We start from the raw sequence: 14,619 nt of genomic DNA on the forward strand, positions 1-14,619 counted from the left end.
AGTCAGGCTTGTCCGCGCAATTGGCCGTCACCGATCACGATGTACTTCTCGCAGGTCAGACCTTCAAGACCGACAGGACCGCGGGCGTGCAGCTTATCAGTAGAAATGCCGATCTCGGCACCCAGGCCGTATTCGAACCCGTCAGCGAAGCAGGTCGGCGCGTTGACCATGACCGAACTGGAATCGACCTCGGTCATGAATCGGCGCACCTGACTCTGGTGGTCCGAGACGATGGCGTCGCTGTGATGCGAGCCGTAGTGGTTGATGTGCTCGATGGCTTCATCCAGACCGGAGACGACGCGAATCGACAGAATCGCCGCCAGGTACTCGGTGTGCCAGTCGTCCTCGGTGGCCGGGATCACGTCGATCAAGTCACGGGTACGCTCGCAACCGCGCAACTCGACGCCCTTCTCGCGAAACTGCGCGGCCATCGAAGGCAGAAAGTCGGCGGCAATGGTCTGATCGACCAGCAGGGTTTCCATCGCGCCGCAGATCCCGTAACGGTAGGTCTTGGCGTTGAAGGCGATCTTCTGCGCCTTGGCCAGATCGGCGTGGGCGCTGACATACACATGGCAGATGCCATCCAGATGCTTGATGACCGGAACACGCGCGTCGCGACTGACGCGTTCGATCAAACCCTTGCCGCCGCGCGGCACGATGACGTCCACGTACTCGGGCATGGTGATCAGCGCGCCAACCGCCGCACGGTCGGTGGTTTCGACCACCTGCACGACAGCAGCGGGCAGCCCGGCCTCGGCCAGACCGCGTTCGATGCAGGCCGCGATGGCGCGATTGGAATGAATGGCTTCGGAACCACCGCGAAGGATGGTTGCGTTTCCGGACTTCAGACACAGACTGGCAGCATCGATGGTCACGTTCGGACGTGACTCGTAGATGATTCCGACAACACCCAGCGGCACGCGCATCTTGCCGACCTGAATACCCGAAGGCCGATAGCTCATGTCGCGGATCGCACCGACCGGGTCTGCAAGCGCTGCAACCTGACGCAACCCGACGATCATGCTGTCGATCCGGGCGGGGGTCAGCGCCAGACGCTCGAGCATGGCCGGCTCGAGCCCGTTCGCCTGACCATTGGCCAGGTCCAGCGCATTGGCGGCAGACAGCTCGGCGCGGGCTTCGTCCAGAGCGGCGGCAGTGGCCTGCAGGGCGCAGTTCTTCTGCACAGTGCTGGCACGACCGATCACTCGCGAAGCTTCGCGGGCGGCGCGACCCAGGCGGGTCATGTAGTCAAGAACGGACTCAGTCATTGGTCTCAGAGGTCTTGGCAAAGAGGAAAGCGGCTGATTATAGCTGTCGTGCCGTCCGAACGACAGCGCAGACAGGCGGATGGTCAATATCAGTGCGCAGATTTTTCGCCACAGTGACGGGTGTTGCCGGCGGCAATGCGCAGACAGGCATCACGCACGGGCCTAACGACATGTCATGCGTCGGTCACGTTCAGAAACAACAAAGTGCCTAATCCAGACACATTCAGCTGCAATTAAAGTTGCGCTTGTTATCATCGGGCTCTTTCCCAATGTACCCGTCTGATTATGCCCACAGCCCTACCCGACCACTTCTTTCACCGCGATGCCCAGTTGCTGGCGCGCGATCTGCTGGGCAAGGTCATCCGTCACAAGGCAGGCGATCTGTGGCTGGCCGCGCGGATCATCGAAACCGAGGCTTACTACTGCGCCGAAAAGGGCAGTCATGCCTCGCTGGGCTATACCGAGAAACGCAAGGCGCTGTTTCTCGACGGCGGCCACATCTATATGTACTACGCGCGCGGCGGAGATTCGTTGAATTTCAGCGCCGAAGGGCCGGGCAATGCCGTACTGATCAAGTCGGCATTTCCCTGGACCGACGCGACCAGCGACGAAAACGCGTTGGCGCAGATGCAGTTGAACAACCCCGACGCCAGCGGTGCGATGCGCCCGGCGCAACGACTGTGCGCTGGCCAGACGCTGCTGTGCAAGGCGCTCGGCCTGAAAGTCCCAGTGTGGGACGCCAAGCGCTTCGACCCGCAGAGGTTACTGGTCGAGGACGTCGGTCAGACACCCGAACGCGTTATCCAGACCACCCGACTGGGCATTCCTGCCGGTCGCGATGAGCACCTGATGTATCGCTTCGTGGATGCCGGTTACGCCCGTTTCTGTACACGGAACCCCCTCAGACGCGGTCAGGTCGAAGGCCGCGACTACCTATTTCTCGATCAAGGAAACTGACCGATGGGCGATCTGCTCAATGGAATGACCGGCTGGCTGACCGCAAATCCTTCCTGGGTGGCTGTCGCGATCTTTTTGGTGGCCTTCACTGAATGCGTCGCGATCGTCGGGATCGTCGTGCCGGGCACGGTCATCATGTTTGCCATCGCCGCCTTGGCGGGCAGCGGCATACTGCCGTTGAGCGAAGTGCTGTTACTGGGTTTTCTCGGCGGGCTGCTGGGTGACGCGGTGTCGTACTTCATAGGCCGGCGCTTTCATCAGAATATCCGTCAGTTGCCCGGCTTGCGCACGCACCCGGAGTGGATGGAAGGTGCGGAAAAATACTTCCACCGTTACGGCATTGCCAGTTTGCTGGTCGGACGTTTCATCGGTCCGCTGCGCCCGATGCTGCCGATGATCGCCGGTATGTGCGACATGCCACTGCCGCGCTTCGTGACGGTCAGCGCGCTGGCGGCGGCCGGCTGGTCGATTGCCTACCTGATGCCGGGCTGGGCAGCCGGCGCGGCCATTCGCCTGCCACTGCCGGAAGGCTTCTGGCCCGAAGCGGCCGTGGTCGGCGGCAGCCTGGCCGTGCTGTTCGGGCTGAGCATCCAGAGCAGTATTCGCCAGAAACGCTACGCAACCCGATTGATTTCCGCGCTCAGCCTGGTGCTGGTCGCGGCGCTGTTCTTCGGCTTTCCCTTGCTGGCCGACTTCGACAACGGCCTGATGACGCTCATCCAGGAACACCGCAGCGAAGCCACGCAACACATCGTAGTCTTCGTCACCAGCATCGGCGATTTCAGGGCGCAGTTGCTGGCCGCCAGCCTGCTGATCATCGTGCTGGCGGTTGCCAGGCAATGGCGCCACGCAGCCTTTGCCCTGACCGCCACACTGGGCACCGCGATCGCCAACGGCGTCCTGAAAACGTTTTTCGCCCGCGCTCGCCCGGAGGTGCTGTTAGAGCCGCTGACGACGTACAGCATGCCCAGCGGCCACAGCTCGGCAGCCTTTGCGCTGTTCATGACCCTGGCAGTGCTGGCCGGACGCGGCCAACCCGTGCGCCTGCGCCTGACCTGGATGCTGGTCGCCGGTATTCCGGCCCTGGCAATCGCGCTGTCGAGGGTTTACCTGGGCGTGCATTGGCCCACCGACATTCTCGCCGGCATGCTTCTGGCGTTCTGCGTCTGTGCCGCCAGCCTGGCGTTCATCCAACGCAAGGACCCCTTGCCGGCCATGTCGGTGCGCGTCTGGTGGCTCGTTGTGCCAGCCATGACCGCACTGCTGGGTATCTTCGCCGTTCGTGCCCTGTCGCATGGGGTGCTGCGTTACCAGTATTGATCGACAGCACTGATCGCGCCCGCCCATGACGGGTGCGACACTTCTCAAGTCTGGCACCTTGCCAGTGCTCTTTCGGGGCGTTGACTACACTCTCCAGTGACAGATGAGTGTGCAACGGCGTGATCGAAGGAGTGTTGATGTCTCCACTGGATGGTTATACGGCGATGCCCTCCCGGCAGCGCGGCGCAATCGGCCTGATGGCCGCGCTGACCATGGGCCTGGCGTTGCTGTGCACGCTGACCGTTATCGACAGCGGCAGGCTGTATCTGGAAAAGCGCTCGTTGCAGCGGGTTGCGGACATTGCCGCACTGGAAGCGGCGGGCCGTAGAGGAACGTGCAGCGGCACAGCGGCCACGGCGCCCGATTTCGCCAATCAGAGCGCCACTCGCAACGGTTTCACCCCCAATACCGATGGCCGCACCCTGGTGACTCGTTGCGGAACACTCACGGTGGACGTCGCGGGACCGCGCGTATTTGTCGCTGATTCGACGCAGGCGCTGGCTATCCAGGTGGTCGCGGCTCATCCGGTGCCGCGCAGCATTGCAGCCGGTATTGGCGCACTGTTCGAAAAAACGCCCTCCCCACCCAACGTCACGATCAGCGCCACCGCGGTTGCCGCCAGTGCCGCGCCGCTGGCAGCACTGACCATTCGCAGTGCGGCAGTCACCGTGGACAGCACCGGTGCCGCCCTCCTCAACCCGGTGGTCGGCAGCCTGTTGGGGGGCTCGTTGAACCTGAGTGTTGCCAACTGGCAAGGCATCGCCGACACCAACCTGAGCCTGCTGAGCTACCTGAACAGGCTGAAAACCGACCTCAGCCTGACGGCAGTGGGCTACAACGATGTACTCAACACCTCGGTATCGGTCAGTCAGTTGCTGCAGAGCGCAATCAATATCATCAGTCCGAACGCCACGCTGGGCGGTGCCGCCGCCATTCAGGGCCTGCAAGCCTTGAAGCTGGCGGCTGGAACGACCACCGTGCTGCTGGGGGATCTACTGTCAGTGCAGAGCGGCACGGACCTCGCCGCACTGAATACCAATCTGCGGTTGATGGATCTGGTTCAGGGCCTCGCGCAACTGGCCAACGAAAAGACCGGTGTTCTGACCGCGACCCAGATCAATGTCGCCGGGCTGGCGCAGGTCACCACACGCATTCAGGTGATCGAGCCGCCTCAGTTGTCGGCCATCGGCGACCCGAGCAAAATCGACCCGCTCAACCCTCGAGACGGTGCAAACCGGATTTACGTGCGCACGGCACAAATGCGCGCGCTGGTGTCGATCAACCTGCCGGTGCTCGGCACGATAACCTCGCTGGCCAATACCGCAGGTTCGGTGATCGGCAGCATCACGCCGATCCTCAACAGCGCATTGGGCCTGAACATTGCCGGGCTGGGGACCTCGGCCACCTGCGCGCTGGGACTGAACAGTTGCATGGTGACCGACTTCAAGTTTCTGACAGACAGCTCGTCAAACTCGGGCCCTAGAATCGACATGAGCCTGTCAATGGCCAGCGCCGACAGCTACGTCACCGGTTTTACCTGCACCAGCAACGCCAGCAAAACCCTCAACGTCAAGACCGACGCAGCGCTGCTCAGTGCCAAGATCGGCTGGATCGACAGTGCATCGGCCTTCCCCGCCAGCACTGATCCGGCGGCAATCACCGCACTGCCTCTGCCTGTCATCGATATCGGCACCAAAACCTGCCAGAAGATCGCTGGGCTGCTGGGCAATTGCACCGCCCGCACGCCTTTCGGGGGTGGCGGCATCGGCCTGACCTTCGACAATGTCAGCCAGTCGGCACTGGGCAGCTCGACGGTGACCAGTACGACGTTCAGCTCGCCCAACCTGCCGGAGATTAACAGCGCCCCGTATTACCTGACAGGCGTTGCGCACACCAAGCCGAGCACCTTGCTCAACGGCACGGCGTCGAGCGTCAAAGTGAATGTGTATAAACCGGCGACCAGCAATGTGCTGGGCAACGTCATCACCGGCGCGGCCACCACGCTGAGCAGCCTGACCCTGGCGCTGGACGCGATTGTCGATGACACCCTGACACGCTTGCTGACGTCGGTTGTCGACCCCCTGTTCGAATCGCTGGGCGTGAGCATGGGGGCTACCGACGTCGGCACCAACCTGAGTTGCAACCTGGGTCAGGCGACACTGGTCATTTAGCTGCCGGTCTGATCGGCGTTGAAGATCGGCAGCTCGATCTGGAATCGAGCACCCTCGCCGACGTTGGCGACGCTGAGCTGGCCGCCCATCTGGTCAACGATGCCATAACTGACGGACAAGCCCAGACCGGTGCCGACCCCCACCGGTTTGGTGGTGAAAAACGGCTCGAAAATGCGCTCCAGCAACCGCGGGTCAATGCCCCCGCCATTGTCCTGAACCGCCAGGCGGATGATGTTTTCATCGCGTTCTGCCTCGACGCTGATCCACGGCTGGAAATCGCGGTCCTTTTCCCGACGCGACAACAAGGCATCACGGGCATTGACCATCAGGTTGATCAACACCTGCTCAAGTTGATCGACATGGCCACGAACCTGCACCGCGTCGATCATCGCGCCGACCCGCAACTGCACGGCCTTGCCTTTCATGCCTTCAGCCAGCATCGAGATCGTGCCTTCCACCGCCTGGGCCGGATCGAACAACTGCTCCTCTACCTCAGAGCGGCGACCGAATACCCGCATATGATCGACCACCCGGGCGGCACGCTGCACCTGGGTGTCGATGCGATTGAGTTTTTCGGTGAGGTGTTCGATGTCCACATCACCCCGGCCCAGACGCTTGAGAACGTTGACCACGGCCATGCGCATGACGTTGAGCGGCTGATTGATCTCGTGGGCCAGACCGGTGGACATCTCGCCAAGCGTTGCCATCTTCGCGCTCTGATTCAACTGCATGCGCGAGCGACGTACATCGGTGTTGTCACGGCCTACCGCCTGCACTTCGACCAGTTTGCCGTGTTCATCGAATACTCCCCGGTCGGCCCATATCCACCAGGCATACTCGCGTCCCGGCAGCTCGATGCAGATTTCTTCGGTACTCACCGGCGCCTCCGGAGTCAGTTGACCGATACGCCGGATGAACGCCTCGCGCTGCTCGGCCGACAGCCAGTCGCCCAGGTTGATCCCGGTCAGTTGCTCGGGTGTGCACTCCATATAATTGGCCAGCGGCCGGTTGCCGAAACTCAACACCAGATCCGGCGTGTAGCGGCAGATCATGGCCGGCGAATCCTCGACCAGAATGCGGTAACGCTCCTCGCTGCGTCGTATATGCTCGGCGGCCAGGGTGGCCTCGGTCACGTCCAGCCACAGCCCCACCGCCTCCACCGGCATGCCAAGGTCGTCACGCAGCAATCGCGCCTCGTCCAGCAGCCAGTGGTATTGACCGTTCCGGTTGCGCAATCTGAACCGGCGACTGACGAATCCTTCGCGCAGCAGTTGGCGGTTACGCTCGAACCAGATGTCGTGATCTTCGGGATGGATGTATCCCGCCAGTTGCCCATCGACGCAATCGGCCAGCGTCCAGCCCAGCAAAGGCGTGAGGCTGTCGCTGAAAAAGGTTGGCTCCAGATTGCCGCGATCGTAACGCTGCACGTAAATCACCGCTGGCGAACTGGCAATCAGGTTATCCAGCCGGGCATGGGCGGCAGCGGCCTCGGTTTCCTGACTCTTGATATCGCTGACATCCAGCATGAACCCCAGCACACGCTGAACCTGCCCTCGGATCAACGCCTGCCCCTGGATACGAAACCAGAGGTTTTCCTGAGCGGGATCGCTTTGCGCCAGACGCACACAGAGCAACAGCGGTGTGCCCTTGTCGCGTAACTGCGCGAGGCGACTGGACAGTTCCTGTCGATCGGCGGGATGAATCAGCGCCAGCCAGTCCTGACGCGACAGGCTCTCGACCTGGTCGCCCAGACGCAGACTGCGAGCCAACTGCGGCGCCAGCAAAACCTCGTCACGATCAGGCACCAACTCCCACCATCCGGTGCCCAGCAGGTCCTGAAGCACTGCCAGGCGTTCGACATGGTGACGGTTGGTCTGCTCGGACAGGCGAAAAAGCACTGGCCCGGCCAAGGCCGAGCACAGGTTCAGCCACTCTCGCTCGCCAAGGTCCGGAGCCTGCTGCTGCGCGTTATAAAATCCGAACATCAGCCAGGCCTTGGCAACGTTATCGCGACTGTGGGGAATCAGAAAACCGTCAGCGTTGCCGAAAGCACTTTGCAGCGCCCCCTGATCGACACCGCCGTCAAACCTCAGCTGTCGCGTAGCGTCGGCGTTGAATCGATCCAGCGCGGAGCCCAACCGCTGCCCGACCTGCCACAACTCGGGCGCCGTATGGGCGCTGTACTGACAATACACGCGCCAGCCAACACCGCCGACCTCCGGCAACACCAGCGCTACACAGGGGATGCGCCACAGCTGCGCGAGTTCCTCCAGTTGCTCGCTCACCACCGCAGTCAGGCGGTCGACGCTGCACCCTCGCACACGCTCGGCCATTTGCCCGGCGAACCGCAGGCACTGCTGACGGCTGCGTGCGGCACTGGCCTCCTCCATCAGGTCGCTGATATCCAGCAATTGCAAGAGCCAGCCCTTGCCATGCGCCTGCACCCAGCCTCGGGCGTGCAAGGTGTGTGCGTCGGCACTTTTGAAGTCCAGGTCGAGCATGTGCCCCAGCCAGTCACGCGGCACGCCTTCGATGACCAGCGCGCTATTGGGTAACAGCAGACTCATCAATCGCTGGGCAGCCGGCAGTGGCGCAGCCATGTCCAGGCGGGCAAGCAAGTGCGGGCTGATGCTTTGGATGCGGCCCTCGTCATCCAGCAGCAGATAGAGGTCCGCACCGATCGGACCGGGCTCGCTCGATACGGGCAAGGGCTGCGGCACTTGTGTTGCCTCACCACGGCCCAGCCAACGGCTCAAACGATTCTTTTCAAGGGACAAGTTGCAGACTCGCTTGTGCAGTCAGGTTGCTCGGCAAGCGCGGGACCTCCCCGATACCAGGGAGGGTCAGCAAGGGCAGAACCTGAGCCAGTCGGGCCTTGGGGTACTGGATGGTCACTGTCAGAATGCCTGCGCTGTAAGTCACGCTGGTGTAGCTGACATTGAAGCCCAGCGCTGGAGGTATCCACGACAACTGGTTCATGACCACACTCTGGGCCTGACTCTTCAACACCTCGTTATAGCCAGTAACTGTCGGACTGAGGGCAACACTTCTGCGCACCGCTTCACTGGCGGCGGCATTGAATGACTGGACCATGAGCAACGGCAGGCTATAACTCACCATGCCGTAAAACACAGCAAAGAAAATAACGAACACCGCAGAGAATTCAATAGCGGCAGCACCGTGTTGACGGCGGGGCGAGGTATGTTGCGGAACTGTTTTCATATCGACGTCTACCCTGACATGTACTGCATCAACACAGCATAGATTCTTTCCCGATAACAGGATGTCTTCGGCGTGATGAAATTATTTTTCCTACTGATATGGTTTGCAATTTGCGCCGAACAGGATGCGCGTTGCAAGCAGATTTCCAACGGGCTGACACTCGGCGCAGCAACGCTGGCTATTATCTACCTGGCTTTGACCGGTATGACCTGGCTCGGCTCGCCTGCGCTGGAGGCCTTGCTGGCCGTGACCCTGGCATGGGCGCTGACATTGCCAGGTTATGCCCTCGGCAAGTTGGGCGCCGCAGACGTCAAACTGATGACGGCATTGGCGCTGGCCTCAAACAGTGCTTACCTACTGTGTACGTTTATTGGCGCCGGCCTCACCATGGCAGCCTGGCTTATCGTCGGAAAGAGTACCTGGCCTCATACGCAGCAATGGGTTGCGCAACGCTACCGGTATATGAACCCCGGCACGCCAGATAAATATCCTTTTTCACCTTTTTTATTCGCAGGTTTACTCCTGAGCACAGCACTGCTCCATTAGTCGAATAACGGCACGGGAATATTTTAATGCTATGTACATAGTCAGGAAGTACGACTACGGTTAAGTCATGGCTATGGCGTACTGTCAGCAATACCCGCACCGATCGAATGACGCCGAATCATGGTTTGCTGAATGGATCGGGGCGCCGTCGACGGCCCCCCAACAGCATGGAGTCGCCTGTGGATAATTACCCGCTCACGAAAGTTCTGGTGGTCGATGACCAGCCCCTTATCGTTGAAGAGCTCTGCGAGTTTCTGGAGAGCAGCGGCTATGAGTGTGTGCGTTGCTATTCAAGCCTGGAAGCCATCGAGCGTTTCAGCGCCGACAGCACCATCGGTATCGTACTCTGCGATCTGGAAATGCCCGGCATGAACGGGATCGAGATGGTCGAAGCGATGAAGATGACCGGCGGCAAGACGCATCTGTTCGAGGCCATCATGCTGACCGGCGAGGCCGAGAAAAAAGACGTCATCAAGGCGCTTCGGGCCGGCATCGCTGATTACTACCAGAAGCCGGTCGATCTGGAAGAATTGCTCGAAGGTGTGCAGTTGCAGGTCCAGGCGCTGAACGAGCGGCAGAAAAACCGTCAGCAGCTGGGCCTGCTCAACGAAAAGCTTCAGTTTTTGGCCGCGTCCATTGATGATCTTTATCAGAACCTGGACAGTGTCCAGAACAGGCCTCAGCCCGAGCGAAAAGCGCGTGACGGTGTGGAGCGTGAGGTGCAGATGCCGGTGGCTCTGGCCAAGTTGTCACCTCGCCAGCTTGACGTAGCGCGTCTGGTCAGCACCGGACTGACCAATTATCAGATCGCCTGCGAACTGGGGATTACTGAAAACACTGTGAAACTCTATGTGTCGCAAGTGCTGCGCCTGACTCACATGCATAACCGCACGCAGCTGGCATTGGCATTTTCACCGGGCAAATCGGCGGAGCGGCAAAGACTGATCGAAAGCCAGGGCTGAATGGAACTCAGGCTTCGATCTCGCTCAGCACGACGTGAAAAGGCACATCGACCAGCACCGAATACACTTGATTGCGGCCTGCGTGCTTGGCGCAGTACAACGCCGCATCGGCCTGGGACGCAAGGCTCAGGCTGTCGTCATTGGCACCGAGCGAAACCACCCCGGCGCTGAAGGTGCAGAACAGGTCGACGGGCTGCGCCGGGTAATGGATCTCGGCAAAGCGCTGGCGGATGTCATCCAGCACCCTATGAGCGCTTTGAATGTCGGTGTCCGGCATGACAATGGCAAATTCCTCACCGCCGTAACGACCGATGAAGTCGGTTTTGCGCAGGCGTTGCTTGAGAAACAGCGCAAGGCTCTTGATGACACGATCCCCCATCGGGTGACCGTGGCTGTCATTGACCCTCTTGAAGTGGTCGATATCAAGCATGGCAAAGCACAGCGGCTTGCCTTCACGTCGCGAACGAAAGCAGCAATCTTCCAGCAGTTGCAAAATGTGCGTGTGATTGTAAAGCCCGGTCAGGCTGTCGCGGACCATGCGCGCCTTGAGGTTGCGAGCCCTCGCGGCACGGTTGCGCACAGTGGTGATGAGATGGCGGGGTTTGATCGGCTTGGTCAGGAAGTCGTCGCCGCCTTCGCTCATGGCATCGAGCTGCTTGTCCTGATCGTCTTCAGCCGACAGATAAATGATCGGCACACTGACGTAACGGTCGTTATGGCGAATGACCTTGGCCAGCTCCGTGCCGGTACACCCCGGCATGTACATGTCGAGGATGATCAGGTCCGGCTGAAACTCAGCCAGCTCGGACATTGCCTGAATCGGGTCGAGCAACACCCGCGTAACGATTCCGGCAGCATTCAGAACACGCTCGGTGTGCAGCGCCTGCGCGCGGGAATCGTCGATGATCAGCACTTTATAGGGCTCGTATTGAGCCACGCAGGTCAGGACTTCAATTTTTTCCAGCAGACTCGACGCTTCCAGCGCGCCGGTCAGAAACTCCTCGCCACCGGCCCTGACTGCGGCCAGGCGGGTGGGCGTATCGGTTTCATTGAGGCTGAAAAACAACAGCGGAAGTTTCTGCTCCAGCCCTTCCTGAGCCTGGGAGGCCAGTTCGAGCCCCTTGCCGGGCCCGCTGAAATCGACATCCATGACAATCGCCGCCGGATGCCGCTGGGCCATCGCCCGCTGAAACTCGCCGACATTGTGCAGCGACAGCGCCGCCAGCCCGAAAAACTCCAGCTGCTTGGCCAGACGCTCGGCCCGCTCGTGATCATGAAGCACCACATAGACGGGCTTGCGCAACGGTGGCAGCGTCGTTTGCTCAAAACGGTCGCCGTGTCGCAGCCCGGTTCGGGAAAGGCGTTGCATCAGACGATTGAGATCGGTGATGACCCGGCTGTTGAGGCGACCGCGATTGGCTTCCACCGCATCGAGCGCCTGGCTGATCTCCTGCGCCAGCGCGCTGTGTTCGGCCTGCTCGAAGCGTTCGGCAAAGCGCGAAAGACGCAGCGTGGACTCCTTGAGCTCGGCCATATCGCCAATCGACCACTCGGCCTTCTGCAGACGTTGCCACGTCTCCAGAATCTGGCGCGCCTGGTGAATGACCCTCTGGGCAAAGTGGTGCTTCAGGCGGTCTCGGCTAGGGTCTTCGGGGTCGGTCATATTCAGACTACTGTGGTTTTGCTGAGCAATACGGCTGATGGCGCTATGCTAGCACCTCCGTTACAACAGAACAGTGTCGCAAGTCACTTATTTGACAACAGTTTGATGGCGCATAGCCATTATGCAAAATCAATCGGTGCATAGACTGCGCCTATCAACGTTACAGTTCAAATCTCAAGATAATGTCTGCCAGCCGCACCTTGAGGTAAGGTTGCGGTCGAACGCCTCGTGAAGCATTCAACTCAAGATCGAAAGGACCCTACCATGCTGGATTGGAAGAACCGCGCAGGCAGCGCGGGTGCGCGCACCGCAGACACTTCATCGACCAAACGCCGCGGTTACCTGGGTAACCTGTTCTATAGTCGCGCGCTGGGCGCCCTGATCTTGATCTACCTGCTGGTGGCACTGGCAGTCGGCTGGTACTGGAGCAAGGAACCTGCGCTGTTCCCGGTACAGCAAAACGCCCAGGCTGCCGCCGAGCGTGAAGGCAAACAGATGGTCATCGGTTACACGACGGTTGAAACGCTCAAGACCGTGGCGGGCACGTTGCTTAACAAGCCCGGTGGCTACCTGTCCAACGACCGCATGCCACCGGGCCTGTGGCTGGACAACATCCCGAGCTGGGAATACGGCGTGCTGGTTCAGGTGCGTGACCTGAGCCGTGCGCTGCGCAAGGACTTCGCGCGTTCCCAGTCGCAATCGGCTGAAGATGGCGACCTGGCGCGTGCCGAGCCGTTGTTCAACTTCAATAATCGCAGCTGGGTCCTGCCTTCCAGCGAATCGCAGTACGCCGAGGGGATCAACTCCCTGAGCCGCTACCAGGCACGTCTGTCCGATCCGAACCAGAAGGGCGCGCTGTTCTATGCCCGCGCCGACAACCTGAACAACTGGCTGGGCGATGTCGGCACCCGTCTGGGCTCGCTGTCGCAGCGTCTGTCGGCCAGCGTTGGCCGGGTCAAACTCAACAGCACGCTGAAAACCGAAGCTGCTGTTTCGGTCAAGCCCGGTGAAGTACCGCAGGTCGATGAGGAAATCGTCGAAACGCCATGGCTGGAAATCGACAACGTGTTCTACGAAGCACGTGGTCAGGCCTGGGCGCTCTCGCACCTGCTGCGCGCCATCGAGGTTGATTTTGCCGACGTACTGGCGAAAAAGAACGCGACGGTCAGCGTGCGCCAGATCATTCGTGAACTGGAGGCCTCGCAAGAGCCAATGTGGAGCCCGATGATTCTCAACGGCAGCCCGTTCGGCGTGTTCGCCAACCACTCGCTGGTCATGGCCAACTACATTTCGCGTGCCAACGCCGCAGTCATTGACCTGCGCCAGCTGCTGAATCAAGGCTGATGTCCATACCTGCCAACGAGGCCGCGCATCGCGCCGCCTCGGATGCCGAGCAGATCGCCTGGGTCGACGAACAGGATCGGCTGCTCGGTTCACTGGTCCGCGCCGACCTGCGTGAACGCGGGCTGATAGGACGCGGCACTTATATCCTGCTGTTCAACAGTCTGGGTGAGCTGTGTGTGCACCGACGCACGCTGAGCAAGGCGATCTATCCCGGCTACTGGGACGTAGCCGCAGGCGGAATGGTCCAGGCGGATGAAAGCTATGCGGAGTCTGCTGCGCGCGAGCTGGAAGAAGAACTGGGGGTCAGTGGCGTGCCGCTGCAGGCCCACGAACAGTTTTTCTTCGATCAGCCGGGCAACCGGCTCTGGTGTGCAGTGTTTTCAGCCGTGTGGGACGGCCCTTTGAAACTGCAATCTGAAGAGGTGCTGGAAGCGCGCTTCATGCCCGTCGTCGAAGTTCTGCAACAGGCTGAGCACAATCCCTGGTGCCCCGACTCCCTGGCGGCGCTGAAACGCTACCTGAAACAGATAGAGAACGAGCAGTAAGCGAGTGTTCAGAAATTGGCGCATTCAGCCCCTTAGCAACCGGCCGGTTTGCCGTTACACTGCGCGACCTTTTCAAACTGAACCGGCCCTGCCGTTTCAGTAGCGCTGCCCCTGCCAGAGTGGGGCTTCGCGGTCGATGGCTCATACGAGCCCGACCCATCTTCAGTCCTCAACAAGAGGATTTTTGCGTGGCTAAAAAAGCCGCTTCTCTCGCTGCCCTCGGTGGCCTGGTATTTTCAACCGACGCGGGGCGCCACTGCCCCGATTGTCGTCAACCCGTTGCCGAGTGCACCTGCAAACAGACGGCCATCCCCGAAGGTGACGGCATTGCCCGTGTACGTCGTGAAAGCAAGGGCCGTGGCGGCAAGACGGTTACCACCATCAGCGGCGTCCCGCTGGCCGAAGAGCCGCTCAAAGAGCTGGCCAAGGCCCTCAAGCAGCGCTGCGGCACAGGCGGATCGCTCAAGGAAGGCGTGATCGAGATTCAAGGCGATCACGTCGAACTGCTGTTGGCCGAGCTGATCAAAAAAGGCTTCAAGGCTAAAAAGTCCGGCGGCTGAACCCGCGAATCAAATCGTCATTTCCACTCATTACAATGCGCGCAGCTGGCTACTGGCTGGC

12 protein-coding genes are annotated in these 14,619 nt (G+C 60.6%); 8 read left to right on the plus strand and 4 right to left on the minus strand.

The features are described from left to right. Positions 1-2: 2 nt before the first annotated feature. Positions 3-1,268 carry a glutamate-5-semialdehyde dehydrogenase gene (locus PCPL58_RS24095; protein WP_065350614.1) on the minus strand — a complete coding sequence of 422 codons (1,266 nt, stop codon included), beginning with the start codon at positions 1,266-1,268 and terminating at the stop codon, positions 3-5. Positions 1,269-1,553: 285 nt separating this feature from the next. Between PCPL58_RS24095 and PCPL58_RS24100 the strand changes: the two genes are divergently transcribed. The 3 genes from PCPL58_RS24100 (at position 1,554) to PCPL58_RS24110 (ending at position 5,716) form a co-directional block, all read left to right on the plus strand. After that, entirely contained in the window at positions 1,554-2,225 is a 672-nt protein-coding gene (locus tag PCPL58_RS24100) for a DNA-3-methyladenine glycosylase (protein WP_044309545.1), read from the plus strand. Between the two features lie 3 nt (positions 2,226-2,228). Continuing rightward, entirely contained in the window at positions 2,229-3,545 is a 1,317-nt protein-coding gene (locus tag PCPL58_RS24105) for a bifunctional DedA family/phosphatase PAP2 family protein (protein ID WP_065350615.1), read from the plus strand. Positions 3,546-3,682: 137 nt separating this feature from the next. Beyond that, positions 3,683-5,716, plus strand: coding sequence for a TadG family pilus assembly protein (locus PCPL58_RS24110; RefSeq protein WP_065350616.1), 2,034 nt, complete (start codon positions 3,683-3,685; stop codon positions 5,714-5,716). Here PCPL58_RS24110 and PCPL58_RS24115 read toward each other — a convergent pair. Together PCPL58_RS24115 and PCPL58_RS24120 are read right to left on the minus strand one after the other, a co-directional pair. Beyond that, complete coding sequence (locus PCPL58_RS24115) at positions 5,713-8,493, minus strand: PAS domain-containing sensor histidine kinase (protein WP_065350617.1); 2,781 nt, start codon at positions 8,491-8,493, stop codon at positions 5,713-5,715. The two genes, PCPL58_RS24110 and PCPL58_RS24115, sit on opposite strands and share 4 nt — an antisense overlap. Further along, positions 8,483-8,938: a TadE/TadG family type IV pilus assembly protein gene (locus PCPL58_RS24120; RefSeq protein ID WP_065350618.1), complete on the minus strand. Its 456-nt coding sequence runs from the start codon at positions 8,936-8,938 to the stop codon at positions 8,483-8,485. The genes PCPL58_RS24115 and PCPL58_RS24120 overlap by 11 nt, the downstream gene beginning before the upstream one ends. A 75-nt stretch (positions 8,939-9,013) precedes the next feature. On the opposite strand from PCPL58_RS24120, the gene PCPL58_RS24125 reads away from it, so the two are divergent. Both PCPL58_RS24125 and PCPL58_RS24130 read left to right on the plus strand, forming a co-directional pair. Beyond that, on the plus strand, positions 9,014-9,484 hold the full coding sequence (locus PCPL58_RS24125) for an A24 family peptidase (protein ID WP_065350619.1): 471 nt from the start codon (positions 9,014-9,016) through the stop codon (positions 9,482-9,484). Positions 9,485-9,651: 167 nt separating this feature from the next. Next, a complete protein-coding gene (locus PCPL58_RS24130) occupies positions 9,652-10,446 on the plus strand; it encodes a response regulator transcription factor (protein ID WP_161806720.1) in 795 nt (264 codons plus the stop codon). A gap of 7 nt (positions 10,447-10,453) precedes the next feature. Here the strand turns inward: PCPL58_RS24130 and PCPL58_RS24135 are convergent, their stop codons facing one another. Beyond that, positions 10,454-12,109: a response regulator gene (locus PCPL58_RS24135; RefSeq protein WP_044309551.1), complete on the minus strand. Its 1,656-nt coding sequence runs from the start codon at positions 12,107-12,109 to the stop codon at positions 10,454-10,456. 264 nt (positions 12,110-12,373) lie between these two features. Between PCPL58_RS24135 and PCPL58_RS24140 the strand changes: the two genes are divergently transcribed. From PCPL58_RS24140 to PCPL58_RS24150, 3 genes are all read left to right on the plus strand, one after another. Then, a complete protein-coding gene (locus PCPL58_RS24140; protein WP_003431710.1) occupies positions 12,374-13,453 on the plus strand; it encodes a DUF2333 family protein in 1,080 nt (359 codons plus the stop codon). After that, positions 13,453-13,998: an NUDIX hydrolase gene (locus tag PCPL58_RS24145; protein WP_065350620.1), complete on the plus strand. Its 546-nt coding sequence runs from the start codon at positions 13,453-13,455 to the stop codon at positions 13,996-13,998. Before PCPL58_RS24140 ends, PCPL58_RS24145 begins: the two co-directional genes overlap by 1 nt. 188 nt (positions 13,999-14,186) lie before the next feature. Further along, the gene (locus tag PCPL58_RS24150; protein WP_003313912.1) at positions 14,187-14,558 is read left to right on the plus strand and encodes a translation initiation factor Sui1; all 372 of its coding nucleotides are present in this window, start codon (positions 14,187-14,189) and stop codon (positions 14,556-14,558) included. Positions 14,559-14,619 lie beyond the last annotated feature (61 nt).

It is taken from the genome of Pseudomonas cerasi, assembly GCF_900074915.1.
Lineage (GTDB): Bacteria > Pseudomonadota > Gammaproteobacteria > Pseudomonadales > Pseudomonadaceae > Aquipseudomonas > Aquipseudomonas cerasi.